An 18,426-nucleotide genomic window follows, 5' to 3' on the forward strand; every position below is an offset into this window, starting at 1 on the left:
CGGGCAGGGACCTTACCCTACGCTTCCATTCATCGGATCCAAGGACATCACCCAGATGAGCAACCCGTTCGATATCCAATCCGCCGGTGGCCTTGTGCCCATGGTGGTCGAGCAGAGCGCGCGCGGCGAGCGGGCTTACGACATCTATTCCCGCCTGCTCAAGGAGCGCGTGATCTTCCTGGTGGGCCCGGTGGAAGACTACATGTCCAACCTGCTGGTGGCACAGCTGCTGTTCCTGGAGTCCGAGAACCCGGACAAGGACATCCACCTGTACATCAACTCGCCGGGCGGCTCCGTGACGGCCGGCATGTCCGTCTACGACACCATGCAGTTCATCAAGCCCGACGTCTCCACGGTCTGCATCGGCCAGGCCGCGAGCATGGGCGCACTGCTGCTGGCCGGCGGTGCCGCAGGCAAGCGCTACTGCCTGCCCAATTCGCGGATGATGATCCACCAGCCGCTGGGTGGCTACCAGGGTCAGGCCTCGGACATCGAGATCCATACCCGCGAGATCCTCGGTATCCGCGACAAGCTGAACCAGATCCTCGCCCACCACACCGGCCAGGACATCGAGACCATCGCACGGGATACCGACCGCGACAACTTCATGAATGGCCCGCAGGCCGCGGAGTACGGCCTGATCGATGCGGTGCTGGAACAGCGGCCGACATCCTGATAGCGTGAATTTCACCCGAGTGACCTTCATGCACTAAGACGTTTCCCGGCGGCCGAGACCGCCGTGGTGAACCCGACGCCTCATGAGCCATACTGTGGGGGCGTCACTATGAAAGAGGTACGCGAATGGCCGACGGCAAAGGCAAGGACGAAGGCGGCAAGCTGCTCTACTGCTCGTTCTGCGGGAAGAACCAGAATGAAGTACGCAAGCTGATTGCCGGCCCGTCCGTGTATATCTGCGATGAGTGTGTCGACCTCTGCAACGACATCATTCGCGAGGAGGTGCTCGATGCCGATGCCGAGACCGACGAGGAGCGTCTGCCCGCTCCCCGCGAGATTCGTCACACCCTCGATGACTACGTGATCGGCCAGGACCGCGCCAAGATGGTGCTGTCGGTGGCGGTCTATAACCACTACAAGCGCCTGCGCTTCGGCGCCAAGGACGACGACGTCGAGCTTGGCAAGTCGAACATCCTGCTGATCGGTCCCACCGGCAGCGGCAAGACCCTGCTGGCCGAGACCCTGGCGCGCCTGCTCAATGTGCCCTTCACCATCGCCGACGCCACCACCCTCACCGAGGCGGGCTACGTCGGCGAGGATGTCGAGAACATCATCCAGAAGCTGCTGCAGAAGTGCGACTACGATGTGGAGAAGGCCCAGCGCGGTATCGTCTACATCGACGAGATCGACAAGATCTCTCGTAAGTCGGACAACCCGTCCATCACCCGTGACGTCTCGGGCGAGGGCGTGCAGCAGGCGCTGCTGAAGCTGATCGAGGGCACCACCGCCTCGGTGCCGCCCCAGGGCGGACGCAAGCATCCCCAGCAGGAGTTCCTGCAGGTCGACACCGGCAACATCCTGTTCATCGTCGGCGGCGCCTTCGCCGGCCTGGACAAGGTGATCCGTGATCGCGCCGAGAAGGGCGGCATCGGCTTCAACGCCGTGGTCAAGAGCAAGGACGAGACCAAGGGCGTGGGTGACCTGCTGCTCGACGTTGAGCCCGAGGACCTGGTCAAGTTCGGCCTGATCCCCGAGTTCGTCGGTCGCCTGCCGGTGATCGCGACGCTCACCGAGCTCACCGAGGACGCCCTGATCCAGATCCTCACCGAGCCGAAGAACTCGCTGATCAAGCAGTATGCTCGGCTGTTCGAGATGGAGGGCGTGGAGTTGGAGTTCCGCGAGGATGCCCTGCGGGCGGTGGCCGGCAAGGCCATGGCGCGCAAGACCGGCGCCCGCGGCCTGCGCTCGATCCTCGAGTCTGTCCTGCTCGATACCATGTACGAGATTCCCTCCCTGGAAGGCGTATCCAAGGTGGTGATCGACGCCTCGGTCATCAGCGGCGAGAGCGAACCGCTGTTGATCTACTCCCAGCAGGAGGCGCAGCGGGTCGACGGCACCGACGGCTGAACCAGCGGGCGCAAGACGCCCTGAGAGGGAGCGGCTTCATCCGCGAGGTGCCCAGCCGGCATCTCGGGTGATGGACCGCTCCCCTTCTTTTGCGCGCCGGCGCGTGTCGCCTTGCAATGCCGCCGGTTCGCCCCCACTCCTTGGGTATCCATCCGATTTCGTGTGAGGAACGTCTGCGATGCAGCAGAACGCCGAACAGACCTTGAGTCTGCCCCTTTTGCCACTGCGCGACGTGGTCGTCTATCCGCAGATGGTCATCCCGCTGTTCGTCGGTCGCGAGAAGTCGATCCAGGCGCTCGAGGCCGCGATGGCGGCCGACAAGCGCGTCCTGCTGGTGGCCCAGCGCGAGGCCAGCAAGGACGACCCCGATAACGAGGACATGTTCGCTATCGGCACCGTGGCCGAGATCATGCAGCTGCTCAAGCTGCCCGACGGCACCGTCAAGGTACTGATCGAGGGCGAGTCCCGGGCCGATATCCGCGAGATCGTCGCCGTCGATGGCGGTTACAGTCGCGCCGAGGTGAGCCTGCGCGAGAGCGAGCCGCTCAGCGAGCGCGAGCAGGAGGCCCTGGTGCGGGTGCTGCTCAACCAGTTCGAGCAGTACGTGAAGATGTCGAAGAAGGTGCCCAACGAGGTACTCAACTCGCTCTCCGGCATCGAGGACCCCAGCCGCCTGGTGGATACCATCTGTGCCCACCTCTCGCTGAAGATCGACGACAAGCAGCAGCTGCTGGAGATGGACCGGGTGCGCGATCGCATCGAGCACCTGATGGCGCTGATCGAGTCCGAGATCGACCTGCTGCAGGTGGAGAAGCGCATCCGCTCGCGGGTCAAGGACCAGATGGAGAAGTCCCAGCGCGAGTACTATCTCAACGAGCAGATGAAGGCCATCCAGAAGGAGATGGGCGAGCTCGAGAACGTGCCCAACGAGGCCGAGAAGTACGAGAAGGCCATCGAGGAATCCGGCATGCCCAAGGAGGCCCGCGACAAGGCGCTCCAGGAACTGGGCAAGCTGAAGATGATGTCGCCGAACTCCGCCGAGGCCACGGTGGTGCGCTCCTACCTGGACTGGCTGGTGGCGGTGCCGTGGAAGAAGCGCACCCGCATCAAGCATGACCTGGTGCATGCCCAGAAGGTGCTCGACGAGGACCACTACGGCCTCGACGAGGTCAAGGCGCGCATCCTCGAGTACCTCGCGGTGCACAAGCGGGTCAAGAAGCTCAAGGGCCCGGTGCTCTGCCTGGTGGGGCCGCCGGGGGTGGGCAAGACCTCGCTGGGGCAGTCCATCGCCCGGGCCACCAACCGCAAGTACGTGCGCCTGGCGCTCGGCGGCGTGCGCGACGAGTCCGAGATTCGTGGCCATCGTCGCACCTATATCGGCTCGCTGCCCGGCAAGATGGTCCAGCGCATGGCCAAGGCCGGGGTCAAGAACCCGCTGTTCCTGCTCGACGAGGTCGACAAGATCGGCATGGACCACCGTGGCGACCCTTCCTCGGCGCTACTCGAGGTGCTGGACCCGGAGCAGAACGACACCTTCAGCGACCACTACCTGGAGCTGGACTACGACCTCTCCGAGACGCTGTTCATCTGCACGGCCAACTCGATGAACATCCCCGGTCCGCTGCTCGACCGCATGGAGGTCATCCGCCTGCCGGGCTACACCGAGGACGAGAAGCTGGCCATTGCCCGTCGTTACCTGGTGCCCAAGCAGCTCAAGGCCAACGGCTTCAAGGAGGACGAGCTGTCGTTCTCCGACGACGCGCTGCTCGAGCTGATCCGCTACTACAGCCGCGAGGCCGGGGTCCGCGAGCTGGAGCGCCAGATCGCCAAGGTGTGCCGCAAGGTGCTGCGCGAGCGCCTCGAGAAGGAGAGCCAGGAGGGGGCTCAGGCACCGGTGCTGCTTGCGGCCGTCGACATCGAGCCCTATGCCGGCGTGCGTCGCTACAGCTACGGACTGGCCGACCAGGAGGACCAGGTCGGTCGGGTGACCGGCCTGGCCTGGACCTCGGTGGGTGGCGAACTGCTCAACATCGAGTCGGTGATCACACCCGGCAAGGGGCGCCTGGACAAGACCGGCTCGCTCGGCGACGTGATGAAGGAGTCGGTGAGCGCGGCCCAGACGGTGGTGCGCGCCCGGGCCCTGGCGCTGGGCATCGACCCGGAGCGCTTCGAGAAGGAGGACCTGCATATCCACGTGCCCGAGGGCGCCACGCCCAAGGACGGTCCCAGCGCGGGCATCGCCATGGTCACGGCCATGGTCTCGGCCTATACCGGGCGTCCGGTGCGCTGCGACGTGGCCATGACCGGCGAGGTCAACCTGCGCGGCGAGGTGTTGCCGATCGGCGGGCTGAAGGAGAAATTGCTGGCCGCCAGGCGCGGTGGTATAAAGACAGTGCTAATACCCGAGGAGAACCGCCGCGACCTCAAGGAGGTTCCGGACAATATCAAGGATGCCCTCGATATTCGGCCGGTTCGCTGGATCGATGATGTCCTGGAGGTGGCTCTGGCCGACAAGCCGGCGCCGAAAAAGGAAGATCCCCGAACGGAAGATTCCACCTCCTCGGCGTCGATGGTCAGTACGCACTAACGATAATTTTTCTCGCCATGCCGGGGCTGGAATCCCGGTATGGCGGGGCTTGGCAGGGAAGGTTGCTTGACAGGTCTTTCACCGCATTGCTATAAACTACCGCCATGCTGTGATCGCGTCAGTCAGCCGAACGTCTCGCCGATTAGAGCCAATTTACGAAAACGTCAAGGGGTGAAGTGTGAACAAATCCGAGCTGATCGAAGCCATTGCCGCGTCTGCCGACATTCCCAAGGCAGCGGCTTCTCGTGCGCTGGATGCCATGGTCGAGACCGTGACCGACAGCCTGAAGAAGGGTGACAGCGTTTCCCTGGTGGGCTTCGGTACCTTTCAGGTGAAGGAGCGTGCCGCCCGCACCGGCCGTAACCCGCAGACCGGTCAGCCGATCGAGATCAGCGCTGCCAAGGTGCCCAGCTTCAAGGCCGGCAAGGCGCTCAAGGACTCCGTCAACTGAGTCGACGGCGCCTGCCGCACCGCTGACGGTTGATTCCATAACAGGCGCATCGCCCCGGCGGTGCGCCTGTTCTTTTTTTTGGTCCCCTTATTTCGGCCACCTTCACCGCTGCCGGCGTCGCGTGATGCCCCGTGATGCGTATAATGTGGCGCGACCTGACTCACTTGATCCGCAGAGGCCTGCATGCTGCAAAGTATTCGTGACCGCTCCAGGAGCTGGGGCGCGAAGATCATCATCGGTGCCGTGGTCGTGACCATGGCGCTTTTCGGCGTTGAATCGCTGGTCGGGCTGCTGGGCAACAGTGGCGACGAGGTCGCCGAGGTCAATGGCGAGCCGATTACCCGTCAGCAACTGGAGATGGAAGTCCAGCGAGCGATTCGCAGCGGGCAGGTCCCGCCCGAGCAGGAGCGTGCCCTGAGGGCGGAGATGCTCGACATGCTGATCACCGATCGCCTGCTGACCCAGTATGCCGAGGAGGGTGGCCTGCATGTCTCCGAGGAGCAGCTCGACCAGCTGATCGTGAACCTGCCGGAATTTCAGGACGCCAACGGCCGCTTCGACCGGGACCTGTTCCGCAACCGTCTCTCCAGTGCCGGCTTCACGCCGCTCTCGTTCCGCCAGCAGCTCAGCGTCGACGTGAAACGCCAGCAGCTCCAGCAGGGCCTGGCGGTGAGCGACTTCACCCTGGAGGAGGAGCGAGAGCGCCTGGCCGCTCTGCAGCGCCAGACCCGCAGCTTCCGCCACCATGCCCTGGTACCGGAGGACCTGGAGACGCCGCCCGAGGTCGATGAACAGGCCCTGGAGGACTACTACGCCGCCCACGAGTCGGATTACCGGCGTCCCGAGCAGGTCAGGCTTAACTATGTGGTCCTCGATCGCCAGCAGATGGCCGAGGAGGCCGAGATCAGCGAGGAAGCCCTGCGCGAGGCCTGGGAAGAGGGCGCCGCCGAGGCCGATCGCCGAGTGTCCCACATCATGGTCACGTTCGGGGACGCGCGTGGCCGCGAGGAGGCCGAGGCCCTTCTCGAGCAGGTACAGGAGCGCCTCGCCGAGGGCGAGACGTTCGCCGAACTGGCCGCCGAGGTGTCCGAGGACACCTCCACCAGCGATGACGGCGGTGACCTGGGCGTCATCTCCCGCGGCTTCTTCGGTGAGGAATTCGAGGAGGCGGCCTTCTCCCTGGGCGAGGGCGAGGTGTCCGAGGTCGTCGAGACCGATAACGGCCTGCACCTGGTCAAGGTCACCGAGCTGGACCGTCCCGCCTTCGAGGAGAGCCGCGACCAGCTGCGGCGTCAGCTGGCCCGCGAGCAGGTCACCGATGCCTTCAACGAGAAGGCCCAGCGCCTGATCGATGACAGCTTCGCCGCCGAGGACCTGGAAAGCGTCGCCGAGGACCTGGAACTGGAGCTGCAGCAGAGCGACTGGGTCGGTCGCGACGGCGCCGACGGCGTCCTCTCCGAGCCGGGCGTGATGGACCAGGCCTTCAGTGGCGATGTGCTGGAGGAGGGCTACAACAGTGAGGTGATCGAGCTCGACGAGGACCGTCGCCTTGTTCTGCGGGTGGCCGAGCATCGCGAGGCGACCACGCTGCCGCTGGACGAGGTGCGTGACGAGGTCGAGGCGGCGGTGCGTCGGGAGAAGACCCGCGAGGCACTGGTCGAGCTGGCCGCCGAACGTGTCGAGCGACTTCGCGCTGGCGAATCCCTGGAGATCGAGTGGCAGCAGGCCGAGACCATTAGCCGCCAGGGTGACACCAACCTTTCTGATGCGTTGATCGAGGCGGCCTTCCGCCTGCCGCACCCCGAGGACGACGCGCCGGTCTACGGTCATGCGGTGGACGGCGAGCGCGTGATGCTGATCGCCCTGGACGAGGTCGAGGCCGGCGAGCCCAACGAACAGATCGAGTCCTTCGTGGCCCGCATGGCCGAGCGTCTGAGGGCCCAGGCGGCCATCCAGGGGCTGCTCGACGACCTGCGCGAGGAAGCCGAGATTCGTCGCTGAGGCTTACGGCCAGCCGCAAGGCACAAGGAGCAAGCAACAAGGAAACCCCTTGGCTTGCTCCTTTTGCGTTTGTTGATACTGCCTTGCCCCTTGCCCCTTGCCCCTTGCCCCTTGCCCCTTGCCCCTTGCCCCTTGCCCCTTGCCCCTTGGTGCAATATGTTATTCTATAACATTATTCCCGCCCCCGGAGGCTATCCATGTCCGCGCCCCTGGCTAATGTGCCTGTCCACCTGGTTACCGGTTTCCTGGGGAGTGGCAAGAGCACCCTGATCCGCCGGCTGATCGAGCAGAAGCCCGACGGGGAGCGCTGGGCGGTGGTGATCAACGAGTTCGGAAGGGTTGGGATCGACCAGGCGATGTTCGCCGAGCGCGACGACCTCGTGGTCAAGGGGTTGCCGGGCGGTTGCCTCTGCTGCCAGCTGGCCTTCGTGCTGCAGGCCTCCCTGGTCAACCTGCTGCATCGGCACCGGCCGGATCGGCTGATCATCGAGCCCTCGGGGCTCGGTCATCCCGCCGGGCTGCTGGACGTGCTGCGCGGCGAGGGCTTCGATGGGGTCCTGGACGTCCGGGACATCATCGCGTTGCTCGACCCCCGTCGCCTGGACGATTCACGTGCTCGGCATCACGAGACCTTCCTCGACCAGCTGGCCATGGCCGACGGGGTAGCCTTGACCATGACCGACCTGGCAACCCCCGATCAACTCAAGGCGGCCCAGTCCTGGCTGAGCGATTTCTGGCCGGTCAAGCGCTGGATCGCGGAGGCGCCCCATGGGGCGCTGCCGCTCTCTCGGCTGCTGGAAAGCCGCCGGCATGCGGGGTCGACCGGCGCTGCCTCGTCCGCTCACCAGGCGGCCCGTCCGGCGGCGGCGACGCTGATGCTGGAAGGCGTCGAGCTTCGCGAGCCGGAACCCGGCAGGCCGCTTCGGGAGGAGGGTGCCTCGCTGGGTCATGCCACCCTGGGGTGGCGCTGGCATGCCGCCGATCTCTTCGAACTGGATCGCGTCACCCGGCTTCTGGGCGAGTTGCCCGCGAATCTGCGCGTCAAGGGGGTGCTGCATACGGCAGATGGCTGGAAGCTCTATAACCGCGCCGATGGCACGGTCAGTCTGACCGGCACAGCCTGGCGGCGGGACTCGCGGCTGGAGCTGATCGGCGAGGCGGGCCACCTGCCTGACGCCAAGGTGCTGGAACTCGAGTTGGCGGGCTGCCTGGCAAATCGCTGAGATTCCAGGACTGTGGAAGCGCTCGGTTCGACGTCTCGACTTGCAGCGCGATGCTGTGAGAGTCATGCATACACGGGGAGGGGATAAAGAGCCACACCATTCGCCGTGCAAGCACGGCTCCTACAACTCCCCACCCGAGCATGTGCTGTCGTGTAGGAGCACTGCTTGCAGCGCGATTCAGGAGAGCGTTAACGCCTGAAGCCGCGGCTCACTGCCGTTCTCGACGACGATCTCCCAGCCCTTGTCGGGCTGCCAGTCGCCCAGCACAAAGCGCTTGGCCGGCTGGCCGTCGACTTCTATCTCATGCACCGCGGGGCGGTGGGTATGGCCGTGGATCAGCGTCGTGACGCCGTGCTCGGCCATCACCTTCACCACCTCGCCCGGGGTCACGTCCATGATGTCCTCGGCCTTGTTGGAGTTGGCCTCCCCGGACTGGTCGCGTAGCTGCCTGGCCAGAGCGATTCGGTCCTGGATGGGCATCGACAACACCTGCTCTTGCCATAGCGGGTTGCGTGCCTGGGCGCGAAAGGCCTGGTAGGCCTCGTCGCGGGTGCAGAGGCTGTCGCCATGCATCAGCAGCACCCTTTGTCCGCCGAGCGCAACCACGCTGGGGTCCGGCAGCAGGGTGGCACCGGCTTCACTGGCGAAGCGCTCACCCAGGAGGAAGTCTCGGTTGCCGTGCATCAGGTAGATGGCCGTGCCGCCGTCGGCCAGGCGCTTCAGGGCGGCGGCGATGCGGGCCGCCAGGGCGGCGTTGCCGGTGGGGTCATGCTCGCCCAGGTCGAGCAGGTCGTCGCCGATCCATGCCTCGAAGAAGTCGCCGAGGATAAAGAGGGCATCACAACCACGTGCGCGCTCGTTCAGCCACTTCAGAAACCCCTCGGTGATCTCGGGAGCGCCGGGGTGCAGGTGCAGGTCGGAAATCAGCAGGGTGGTCATGAGTGGCCCTGTTCAGACGGTGAAACGAAGCACGCCCGCCTCGGTCGGGAATGTCGGGCAAGCGTGGTGGCGAGGCGGGCGAGGATCAGGCCTCCGGCTCGTCCTTCACGTAGGCCTTCTGGATGACCACGTCCTCGGCGGGCACGTCGGCATGCATGCCGCGACGGGTGGTGGGCACGGCCTTGATCTTCTCGACCACGTCCATGCCCTCGACCACCTCGCCGAACACGCAGTAGCCCCAGCCCTGAACATTCTTGCCGCTGTGGTTGAGGAAGTCGTTGTCGGCGACATTGATGAAGAACTGCGCGGTGGCCGAGTGCGGGTCCTGGGTGCGGGCCATGGCCAGGGTGCCGGTGGTGTTCTTCAGGCCGTTGTCGGCCTCGTTCTCGATCGGGTCCCGCGTCGGCTTCTGGTTGAAGTCGGTGTCGAAGCCGCCGCCCTGGACCATGAAGCCGGGGATCACACGGTGGAAGAGGGTGCCGTCATAGAAGCCGTCGCGGACGTACTGCTCGAAGTTGGCGGCGGTCTTGGGTGCCTTCTCTTGGTAGAGCTCGACGGTGATGTCGCCGAAATTGGTCTGCAGTACGATCATCGATAAGTTCCTGTGCGGTAAAGGGGAGTTGCCTTGGCGTTGCCCATGGCTGTGGCGCTATAATACCGTTTTTGCTGCGATGCGCGAAGCGAGCGTGGGGGCTGTCTGGAGCTAGTGTCGATGTTAGGCGCCACTCGGGGCTGATCCGGCGGCAGGCCTGCGAGGAGGCGCTGTGAACCCCTCCCTGGGCGCTACCGACGCCATCCCTGGCGTAGGACCTCCTCTTCGGCCTGCCCCCGGCGCCCCTCGCTGAGGCACTGCCACCCAATAGCCCAAGGCCCGTCATGCTCGCGCCGCCAGGCCCGCACCTTCAACCAGAGGTCGTTTTTTCCGACATGTCCACCGACACCACCAGCGCGCCGAATTTCATCCGCAACCAGATCCGCGAGGAGATCGAGGCCGGCCGTAGCGGGAAGATCGTCACCCGCTTCCCGCCGGAGCCCAACGGCTTTCTGCATATCGGCCATGCCAAGTCGATCTGTCTGAATTTCGGGCTCGCCGAGCACTTCGGTGGCGACTGTCATCTGCGCTTCGACGACACCAACCCGGCCAAGGAGGAGCAGGCCTACATCGACGCCATCAAGTCGGACGTTCACTGGCTGGGCTTCGAGTGGGCGGGTCCGGTGCGCTTCGCCTCGGACTATTTCGACCAGCTCTATGCCTGGGCACAGCACCTGGTGCGCGAGGGCAAGGCCTATGTCGACGACCTCTCGCCAGACGAGATCCGCGAGTACCGCGGGACCCTGACCGAGGCGGGCAAGCCGAGTCCCTATCGCGAGCGCAGCCCGGACGAGAACCTCGACCTGCTCGAGCGCATGCGTACCGGCGAGTTCGCCGAGGGCGAGAAGGTGCTGCGGGCGAAGATCGACATGGCCGCGCCGAACATCAACCTGCGCGACCCGATCCTCTACCGCATCCGTCACGCTAGCCACCACCAGACCGGCGACAAGTGGAAGATCTACCCCTCCTACGACTTCACCCATGGCCAGTCGGATGCCATCGAGGGCGTGACCCACTCGATCTGCACCCTGGAGTTCGAGGATCATCGGCCGCTCTACGAGTGGTTCCTGGACAATCTGCCGGTGCCGGCGAAGCCGCGCCAGATCGAGTTCGCCCGGCTCAACCTCAACTACACCCTGACCTCCAAGCGAAAGCTCAAGCTGCTGGTGGACGAGGGCATCGTCGACGGCTGGGATGACCCGCGCCTGCCGACCATCTCCGGCATGCGGCGTCGTGGCTACACGCCGGCCTCGATCCGCAAGTTCTGCGAGATGATCGGCGTCACCCGAGCCGATGGCGGCCTGGTGGATATCGCCATGCTCTATCATGCCATTCGCTCGGACCTCGAGGACAACGCCCCTCGCGCCATGGTCGTGCTCAAGCCGCTGAAGGTCGTGCTGACCAACGTGCCGGAGGACTTCGAGGAGGTCTATGAGGTGCCCGGCCACCCGGCCCGCGAGGACATGGCGGTGCGCAAGGTGCCGTTCACTCGCGAGATCGTCATCGACCAGGATGACTTCATGGAGGAGCCGCCCAAGAAGTTCTTCCGCCTGGCACCGGGCAAGGAGGTGCGCCTGCGCAACAGCTATGTGATTCGCTGCGACGAGGTGGTCAAGGACGCCGCCGGTGAGATCAACGAACTGCGCTGCTCTGTGGACTTCGACACGCTCGGCAAGAACCCCGAGGGGCGCAAGGTGAAGGGCGTGATCCATTGGGTCAGCGCCGAACACGGGGTACCCATGGAGGTGCGGCTCTACGACAACCTCTTCCTCGAGGAGCAGCCCGACAAGGACAAGGATGCCGACTTCCTCGAGCACCTCAACCCCGAGTCGCTGCTGACCGTGCAGGCCATCGGCGAGCCGAGCCTGGCGGGAGCCGACCCGGAAAGCCGCTTCCAGTTCGAGCGGGTCGGCTACTTCTGCGCCGACCGCCATGCCAGCCGCGGCGACCGCCTGGTGTTCAACCGCACCGTGGGCCTCAAGGACAGCTGGGCCCGAATGCAGAAGAAGGAACAGGACAAGAAGAAGGGCTGACATGCAGATCTACAACACGCTGACCCGCCGCAAGGAGCCCTTCACGCCCATCGACCCGGGCAAGGTGCGCATGTATGTCTGCGGCATGACGGTCTACGACTTCTGCCACCTGGGTCACGCGCGGGTGATGGTGGCCTTCGATGTCATTACCCGCTACCTGCGTGCGCGGGGCTATGACGTCACCTATGTGCGCAACGTCACCGATATCGACGACAAGATCCTCCGGCGCGCCGAGGAGAACGGCGAGTCGATCACTTCGCTCACCGAGCGCATGATCGAAGCCATGCACGAGGACGAGGCACGCCTGGGCGTGCTTCCCCCGGATCGTGAGCCCCGCGCCACCCGGCATATCGGCGAGATCATCGCCATGATCGAGACCTTGATCGGCAAGGGCTACGCTTACGCCGCCGACAACGGCGACGTCTACTACCGGGTGCGTCGCTTCGAGGGCTATGGCCGGCTGAGCAACCGTGACCCCGACGAGATGCGTGCCGGCGCCCGCATCGAGGTGGACGAGCACAAGGAGGACCCGCTGGACTTCGTGCTGTGGAAGGCGGCCAAGCCCGGCGAGGCCAGCTGGCCCTCGCCCTGGGGCGAGGGGCGGCCCGGCTGGCACATCGAGTGTTCGGCGATGTCCACCTGCTGCCTGGGCGAGACCTTCGACATCCACGGGGGCGGGCCGGACCTGATGTTCCCCCACCACGAGAACGAGATCGCCCAGAGCGAAGCGGCGACCGGCCATGCCTACGTCAATACCTGGATGCACGCCGGGGCGGTGCGGGTGAACCACGAGAAGATGTCCAAGTCGCTGGGCAACTTCTTCACCATTCGCGAGGTGCTCGAGCATCACGACCCCGAGGTGGTGCGCTACCTGCTGGTGGCCAGCCACTACCGCAGCCCGATCAACTACGCGCCGGAGTCGCTGGCCGAGGCGCGCAAGTCGCTGGAGCGCTTCTACAACTCACTTGAAGGACTGTCGCTCGAAGGTCTGGCCCTTGACGGCGCCGACTCCGAGGAAGGGAAGGTGGATGGCCGCTTCGATGCGCGTTTTACCGCGGCGATGGACGACGACTTCAACACCCCCGAGGCGCTGTCAGTGCTCTTCGACCTGGCCCGCGAGCTGAACCGCGCCAGGAAGGAGGCGCCCGAGCAGGCGCCGGCGTTGGCTGCCGAGCTCAAGCGCCTGGGGGGCATCCTGGGGCTGCTGCAGCAGGACCCGGTTGCCTTCCTCAAGGGCGGGGCTGGTGATCTGCCGCTCTCGGAGGACGAGATTCAGGCGAAGATCGACGCGCGGGCCGCGGCCAAGAAGGCCAGGGACTTCGCTGCCGCCGACGCCATTCGCGATGAGCTGGCGGCACTCGGCATCATCCTCAAGGATGCCCGCGAGGGCACTAGCTGGGTGTTCGAGAAGCCCGAAGGCTGACGCTCCCTGACCAGCGCCTCGAGTACGCCCGGCCCGCCGCAAGGAGGGCCGGGCGTTTTACGCTCACGACGGCATGCGCCTGGAGCAGCCTGTCGCTCATGTCGGTGAGACGCTCGTATAGGGCGGCAAGGGGATCTGCCGGGGCCAGTCATCGTCGACCACGAACACCCGGTGCCAGCCCATGTCGGGGTGCCACAGGGCCACCTGGACGGGGGAGGCCGGCGCGTTGAAGTGCTGGGCCAGCCTGGCCTCCAGGTCCCGGAGCGGCAGCAGTGCCTCGCGACGGGGCAGGGCGAGCCAGTGGGGCTTGTGCAGCCAGGCGCCTCGGGTATCCCGGGGCAGGCCGTCGCGCAGCCGTTGCCAGTCACGGGCGAACAGCCAGCGACCCTGCAGGTGGGCGGGCGTGGCCTCACGTGGGGCCGGCAGGGGGGAATGCCAGGGATAGAAAAGTACCCCCGGGATCGCTAGCCGTGCGGCCAGGGCGGGCGCTGGCCCGTCCAGTCCCGGCGCCGAGTGGGGCGACAGCAGCTGCGTCAGGATCTCGCGGGCCTCGGGGGAGCCGGCGAGCCTGAGTTGATGGCGATGCAGGTGTTCGCGCTTGGCGGCCAGGCTGTCGGCTCCGCCCGGCCCGATCCAGCGAGCCTGGCTGTCCGCCGCTCCCGGCCCCTGGGGCAGGCCCAGGTAGAACTTGATGGCGACTTCCAGGTGCACCGGGCCGGGAGCGTGGCGTCGACAATAGAGCAGGTCCAGCTCGCCCAGGGTGCGCTTGCCCTGGTGGATGCGCAGGTTGTGGGCCAGCAGTCGGGTGCCGGGCGCCTCGTCGAGCAGGAACTGCCAGAGTCGTTCATGATAGAGCCCCATGCGCCCCTTGAGCGCCGGTGCCAGGTGATCCTCCAGCGCGTCGGGTGCCGCTTCCAGGGCATCCAGCCAGGCCGCCAGCAGGCTGTCATCGCCCAGGCCCAGTTCGCCACGCGAGGGGCGCCCCGGCCAGGGCATCGCGATCAGGTCAGGGGCCAGCAGGATCCACGCCAGGTCACGCACCAGCGGATGGTGGCAGTGGTCTAGGAGTCGACTCCCGGGTAGGGTCATGCTGATGTCCTGACGTTGGAAAGGGGGGTCTGACAGGGAAGCTGTACAGGCCTTATACTCAGGATACATTCACAAGGAACCGGGTGAACATGATGATTCGTACGCTGATTTCCAGCCCAGTGTCTCGTTGCGCGGCGCTGGCCGCCGGCACCCTCATCGCCCTCTCGGCCCAGGCGCAGGACCCCGTCGTGGTTTCCTCCAAGATCGATACCGAGGGCTCGGTGCTCGGGCAGCTGATCCTGCAGCGCCTCGAGCAGGGGGGGATCGAGGTCGAGGATCGTCTCCAGCTGGGCGGCACCAGCATCGTGCGCGAGGCGCTGATCGCCGGCGAGATCGACCTCTACCCCGAGTACACCGGCAACGGCGCCTTCTTCTTCGACATGGCCGACAGCCCGGTGTGGAACGACCCCGACAAGGCCTTCGAGACCGTGCGCGAGAAGGACCGCGAGGCCAACGGGCTGGTCTGGCTGACGCCGGCCGAGGCCAACAACACCTGGGCGATCAGCGTGCGCGGTGAGCTCGCACGCGAGCATGATCTGGCAAGCCTCGAGGACCTGGCGGCCTACCTCGACGACGAGGGGACGTTCAAGCTGGCCGCCAGCGCCGAGTTCGTCGAGTCGCCGCAGGCGCTGCCGGCCTTCCAGGAGGCCTACGGGTTCGAGCTCTCCGAGGAGCAGCTGCTGGTGCTCTCCGGCGGCAATACCGCGGCCACCATGCGTGCCGCGGCCCAGCAGACCAGTGACGTCAATGCGGCCATGACCTACGGGACCGACGGTGGCCTGCAGGCCCTGGACCTGGTGGTCATGGACGACACCCTGGGAGTGCAGCCGGTCTACCAGCCCGCTCCGGTGGTGCGCGAGCAGGTGCTCGAGACCTACCCCGAGATCGAGTCCCTGCTCGAGCCGGTCTTCCAGGCCCTGGACCTCGACACTCTGCAGCGGCTCAATGGCGACGTGGCCGTGAACGGTCGGGATCCTGCGGCGGTCGCTGCCGACTTCCTCGACAGCCTGGACGACTGAGGCCGTCTTGCGCCAGGACACGGCCGGTCCCAACGTCGTCCTGCTGACCCTGTCGCTGGTCGCCCTGGCGGCCTGGCTGGGGCTGGACACGGTCAGCGTGGCCGCCAATCGTATTGTGCCGGGCACCGGCTATCGGGTCGCCGAGGTCATCGGTATCAGCGGTGCGTTGGTCACCTGTGTTCCCTGGCTGGCGCTGGCAGGGCTCGCCTGGCGACCCACCCCTCGTCGCCTCGCCCTGGGGCTCGCGCTGGTCGTACTGATGCTGTCGGCCCTGCCGGTCTGGCTGTCGCTGTCGGCCGTCACCCTGGCCGACAGCGCCCAGGCCCGGCTGGGCATCGGGGCCGGCATCTGGGTGGCGCTCTTCCTGCTGCTGCTGCTCATGATCGAACTGCGCACTCGCCTCGTCCTGTCGCGACCTATCGGCTGGGCGTTGCTGCTGCCTCCGGTGGCCAGCGCGGGACTCTGCCTCGCCCTCTGGCTGGAACCCCTGGCGCTGTGGCAGGAGTATCGCAGCCGCAGTGGCCAGTTCCTGGGGGCCGTCGGCGAGCACCTGCTGCTGGTCGGGGTCGCCGTGGGGACGAGCCTGGTGCTTGGCGTGGTCCTGGCGCTGGCCATGCGCCGCTGGCCCGGCGTCCAGAAGGCCGGGTTCGGGGTGCTCAATTTCCTGCAGACGATCCCCAGCATCGCGCTCTTCGGCCTGCTGCTGGCGCCGCTCGCCTGGCTCTCGGCTCACGTCGACTGGCTGGCGGCGCTGGGCGTCAGCGGCATCGGCTGGGCGCCGGCCCTGCTGGCGCTGGTGGGCTACAGCCTGTTGCCCATGGTGCGCAACACCTTCGTCGCCCTGGAGGCCGTCGACCCGGGGGTGATCGATGCCGCCCGCGGCATGGGCATGAGCCGGGGCCAGGTATTCCGTCAGGTGCGCCTGCCGCTGGCGCTGCCGGTGATCCTCGAGGGCATCCGCATCACCACGGTACAGGCCATCGGCCTGACCGCCGTGGCCGCGCTGATCGGGGCCGGCGGCCTGGGGACCTTCATCTTCCAGGGGCTGGGCCAGGCCGCCATGGACCTGGTCCTGCTGGGCGCGCTCCCCATCCTGGTGCTGGCGTTGCTGGTGGATGCCCTGCTCGGCGCCCTGACCGACATCCTGCGCCCGGGAGGGGCCGAATGATCGACCTGATCCATGTCACCAAGCGCTTCGGCGTCGCCACCGCGGTGGACGATATCTCGCTCAGCGTGGCCCAGGGAGAGCTCTGCGTGCTGGTCGGGACCTCCGGCTGCGGCAAGTCGACCACGCTGCGCATGATCAACCGGCTGATCGAGCACAGCGAGGGCGAGATTCACATCGATGGCCAGCAGATTCGCCGTTTCCGCCAGGAGACCCTGCGTCGGCGGATGGGCTATGCGATCCAGAGCACGGGTCTCTTTCCCCACTGGACGGTAGCCCGCAATATCGGGCTGGTCCCGCGGCTGCTCAAGTGGCCGGCCGCGAGGATCCAGGCGCGGGTCGAGGAGCTGATGGCGCTGCTCGGGCTCTCCATGGAGGAGTTTGCCCACAAGTATCCCCACCAGCTCTCCGGCGGCCAGGCGCAGCGAGTGGGGGTGGCAAGAGCGCTGGCCGCCGACCCGGACATCCTGCTGATGGACGAGCCCTTCGGCGCCCTGGACCCGATCACCCGGGAGAGCCTGCAGGACGAGTTGCGCGAGCTGCAGGCCCGGCTTCACAAGACCATCGTCTTCGTTACCCACGACATGGACGAGGCGCTGCGGCTGGCGGATCATCTGGTGGTGATGCATCAGGGGCGGATCGTGCAGCAGGGGTGGCCCCTCGAGCTGCTTCGCGAGCCGGCGGACGGCTTCGTCGAGTCGCTGTTCGGAGGCGAGGATCGTGGCCTGAAGGAGGCGGCACTGCTGCCGGTCAGCCAGCGGATGCAGCCGCTGGGCCATGACCTCCCGGCTCGCGAGCGGATCGGCCAGCAGGCCAGCCTGCGTGAAGCGCTCTCGGTGATGCTGTGGCGTCATGCCGAGCGGCTCACCGTGGTGGACGACGACGGCCAGCCGGTGGGCGAGCTCTCCCTGCGCCGCCTGGTGGGAGCACGGCGCGATGACTGAGCTTCGCCGCTGGGTCGTGCCGCTTTGCTGGTTGGCGCTGCTGCTGGCGGCAACGCTTGGCATGGGACAGCTGGAGGGGCTGTTTCGCTGGATCGAGGCCGACAGCCGCCAGGTGATCTATGAGCGTGCCGACTTCCTGACCCTGCTGGGTCGCCACCTGTTGGTGGTCAGCGTGGCCGCCGTGCTGGCCATCCTGGTGGGCGTGGGTGCCGCCATCGCCGCGACCCGCGGCTGGGGACGGGACTTCCTGCCGCTGGTCAGCCAGCTGGCCTCGATCGGCCAGACCTTTCCGCCGGTGGCGGTGCTGGCACTGGCGGTGCCGGTGCTGGGCTTCGGCACCCTGCCGATCATCGTGGCGCTTTTTCTCTATGGCCTGCTGCCGATCGTGCGCAACACCCTGGCCGGCCTCGAGGGCATCGACCCAGGAGTGATGGAGGCAGCGCGTGGCATGGGCATGAGCGGCGGCCAGATCCTGCGCCAGGTGGAACTGCCGCTGGCCGCGCCGGTGATCCTTGCCGGGATCCGCACCTCGGTCACCATCAACATCGCCACGGCGGCCATCGGCGCCACCGTGGGGGCGAGCAACCTGGGCGATCCGATCATCTCGGGAATCGTCAACGGCAACACCGCCTATGTGGTCCAGGGGGCGCTGCTGATCGGCCTGCTGGCGATCAGTGTGGACAGCCTGTTCAGTCGACTGCCGCTGGCCGGTTCCCGCTGATCGGTCGGCACAGGCAGGCGCCCATTTCGACTTTCGGGTCTACCCAAGCTCGCCAGTTTACGTTAACGTCAATCCTGTTGCGTTGACCGGCCCCGGGGCGACCCCCTGGCGGATCGGAACATTAAAGACAACACTGCCCCCAAAAGGGGCACAGGAT

Annotated in this window: 15 protein-coding genes; 12 read left to right on the forward strand and 3 right to left on the reverse strand. The window is 66.3% G+C overall.

What is annotated here, in order from left to right:
- The first annotated feature begins 55 nt into the window (after nt 1-55).
- From clpP to QLQ83_RS12505, 6 genes are all read left to right on the forward strand, one after another.
- Nucleotides 56-676 carry an ATP-dependent Clp endopeptidase proteolytic subunit ClpP gene (gene clpP, locus QLQ83_RS12480; protein WP_278030914.1) on the forward strand — a complete coding sequence of 207 codons (621 nt, stop codon included), beginning with the start codon at nt 56-58 and terminating at the stop codon, nt 674-676.
- 125 nt (nt 677-801) lie between these two features.
- On the forward strand, nt 802-2,082 hold the full coding sequence (clpX, locus tag QLQ83_RS12485; protein WP_282735846.1) for an ATP-dependent Clp protease ATP-binding subunit ClpX: 1,281 nt from the start codon (nt 802-804) through the stop codon (nt 2,080-2,082).
- Nucleotides 2,083-2,260: 178 nt separating this feature from the next.
- Nucleotides 2,261-4,669, forward strand: a complete 2,409-nt coding sequence (lon, locus tag QLQ83_RS12490; protein ID WP_282735847.1) for an endopeptidase La — start codon at nt 2,261-2,263, stop codon at nt 4,667-4,669.
- Between the two features lie 178 nt (nt 4,670-4,847).
- The gene (locus tag QLQ83_RS12495) at nt 4,848-5,120 is read left to right on the forward strand and encodes an HU family DNA-binding protein (RefSeq protein WP_106231210.1); all 273 of its coding nucleotides are present in this window, start codon (nt 4,848-4,850) and stop codon (nt 5,118-5,120) included.
- 183 nt (nt 5,121-5,303) lie between these two features.
- Complete coding sequence (locus tag QLQ83_RS12500; RefSeq protein WP_282735848.1) at nt 5,304-7,121, forward strand: SurA N-terminal domain-containing protein; 1,818 nt, start codon at nt 5,304-5,306, stop codon at nt 7,119-7,121.
- Between the two features lie 197 nt (nt 7,122-7,318).
- Nucleotides 7,319-8,344, forward strand: coding sequence for a CobW family GTP-binding protein (locus QLQ83_RS12505; protein WP_282735849.1), 1,026 nt, complete (start codon nt 7,319-7,321; stop codon nt 8,342-8,344).
- Between the two features lie 177 nt (nt 8,345-8,521).
- Here the strand turns inward: QLQ83_RS12505 and QLQ83_RS12510 are convergent, their stop codons facing one another.
- Both QLQ83_RS12510 and QLQ83_RS12515 read right to left on the reverse strand, forming a co-directional pair.
- A complete protein-coding gene (locus tag QLQ83_RS12510; RefSeq protein WP_282735850.1) occupies nt 8,522-9,283 on the reverse strand; it encodes a UDP-2,3-diacylglucosamine diphosphatase in 762 nt (253 codons plus the stop codon).
- Between the two features lie 85 nt (nt 9,284-9,368).
- Entirely contained in the window at nt 9,369-9,875 is a 507-nt protein-coding gene (locus QLQ83_RS12515) for a peptidylprolyl isomerase (RefSeq protein WP_282735851.1), read from the reverse strand.
- A 335-nt stretch (nt 9,876-10,210) separates the two neighbouring features.
- On the opposite strand from QLQ83_RS12515, the gene QLQ83_RS12520 reads away from it, so the two are divergent.
- A complete protein-coding gene (locus QLQ83_RS12520; protein ID WP_282735852.1) occupies nt 10,211-11,908 on the forward strand; it encodes a glutamine--tRNA ligase/YqeY domain fusion protein in 1,698 nt (565 codons plus the stop codon).
- A 1-nt stretch (nt 11,909) separates the two neighbouring features.
- Entirely contained in the window at nt 11,910-13,331 is a 1,422-nt protein-coding gene (cysS, locus tag QLQ83_RS12525; RefSeq protein ID WP_282735853.1) for a cysteine--tRNA ligase, read from the forward strand.
- A 96-nt stretch (nt 13,332-13,427) separates the two neighbouring features.
- Here the strand turns inward: cysS and QLQ83_RS12530 are convergent, their stop codons facing one another.
- Complete coding sequence (locus QLQ83_RS12530) at nt 13,428-14,420, reverse strand: DUF1853 family protein (protein WP_282735854.1); 993 nt, start codon at nt 14,418-14,420, stop codon at nt 13,428-13,430.
- Nucleotides 14,421-14,509: 89 nt separating this feature from the next.
- Between QLQ83_RS12530 and osmF the strand changes: the two genes are divergently transcribed.
- Genes osmF through QLQ83_RS12550 form a run of 4 tightly spaced genes read left to right on the forward strand, consistent with a single transcriptional unit; the run spans nt 14,510 to nt 18,269 of the window.
- Complete coding sequence (osmF, locus tag QLQ83_RS12535; RefSeq protein ID WP_282735855.1) at nt 14,510-15,439, forward strand: glycine betaine ABC transporter substrate-binding protein OsmF; 930 nt, start codon at nt 14,510-14,512, stop codon at nt 15,437-15,439.
- A 7-nt stretch (nt 15,440-15,446) separates the two neighbouring features.
- Nucleotides 15,447-16,607, forward strand: coding sequence for an ABC transporter permease (locus QLQ83_RS12540; RefSeq protein ID WP_282735856.1), 1,161 nt, complete (start codon nt 15,447-15,449; stop codon nt 16,605-16,607).
- On the forward strand, nt 16,604-17,548 hold the full coding sequence (locus QLQ83_RS12545) for an ABC transporter ATP-binding protein (protein ID WP_282735857.1): 945 nt from the start codon (nt 16,604-16,606) through the stop codon (nt 17,546-17,548). The genes QLQ83_RS12540 and QLQ83_RS12545 overlap by 4 nt, the downstream gene beginning before the upstream one ends.
- Nucleotides 17,541-18,269 (forward strand): ABC transporter permease, encoded by a 729-nt coding sequence (locus QLQ83_RS12550; RefSeq protein WP_282735858.1) that lies wholly within the window; start codon nt 17,541-17,543, stop codon nt 18,267-18,269. The genes QLQ83_RS12545 and QLQ83_RS12550 overlap by 8 nt, the downstream gene beginning before the upstream one ends.
- Nucleotides 18,270-18,426: the final 157 nt, after the last annotated feature.

The sequence above is a fragment of the Halomonas rhizosphaerae genome, assembly GCF_030010555.1.
GTDB classification, from domain to species: domain Bacteria; phylum Pseudomonadota; class Gammaproteobacteria; order Pseudomonadales; family Halomonadaceae; genus Halomonas; species Halomonas rhizosphaerae.

Coding starts and splice junctions, on each gene's coding strand:
- clpP (WP_278030914.1), top strand. CDS start 56: ATGAGCAACCCGTTCGATATCCAATCCGCCGGTGGCCTTGTGCCCATG.
- clpX (WP_282735846.1), top strand. CDS start 802: ATGGCCGACGGCAAAGGCAAGGACGAAGGCGGCAAGCTGCTCTACTGC.
- lon (WP_282735847.1), top strand. CDS start 2,261: ATGCAGCAGAACGCCGAACAGACCTTGAGTCTGCCCCTTTTGCCACTG.
- QLQ83_RS12500 (WP_282735848.1), top strand. CDS start 5,304: ATGCTGCAAAGTATTCGTGACCGCTCCAGGAGCTGGGGCGCGAAGATC.
- QLQ83_RS12505 (WP_282735849.1), top strand. CDS start 7,319: ATGTCCGCGCCCCTGGCTAATGTGCCTGTCCACCTGGTTACCGGTTTC.
- QLQ83_RS12510 (WP_282735850.1), bottom strand. CDS start 9,283: ATGACCACCCTGCTGATTTCCGACCTGCACCTGCACCCCGGCGCTCCC.
- QLQ83_RS12515 (WP_282735851.1), bottom strand. CDS start 9,875: ATGATCGTACTGCAGACCAATTTCGGCGACATCACCGTCGAGCTCTAC.
- QLQ83_RS12520 (WP_282735852.1), top strand. CDS start 10,211: ATGTCCACCGACACCACCAGCGCGCCGAATTTCATCCGCAACCAGATC.
- cysS (WP_282735853.1), top strand. CDS start 11,910: ATGCAGATCTACAACACGCTGACCCGCCGCAAGGAGCCCTTCACGCCC.
- QLQ83_RS12530 (WP_282735854.1), bottom strand. CDS start 14,420: ATGACCCTACCCGGGAGTCGACTCCTAGACCACTGCCACCATCCGCTG.
- osmF (WP_282735855.1), top strand. CDS start 14,510: ATGATGATTCGTACGCTGATTTCCAGCCCAGTGTCTCGTTGCGCGGCG.
- QLQ83_RS12545 (WP_282735857.1), top strand. CDS start 16,604: ATGATCGACCTGATCCATGTCACCAAGCGCTTCGGCGTCGCCACCGCG.
- QLQ83_RS12550 (WP_282735858.1), top strand. CDS start 17,541: ATGACTGAGCTTCGCCGCTGGGTCGTGCCGCTTTGCTGGTTGGCGCTG.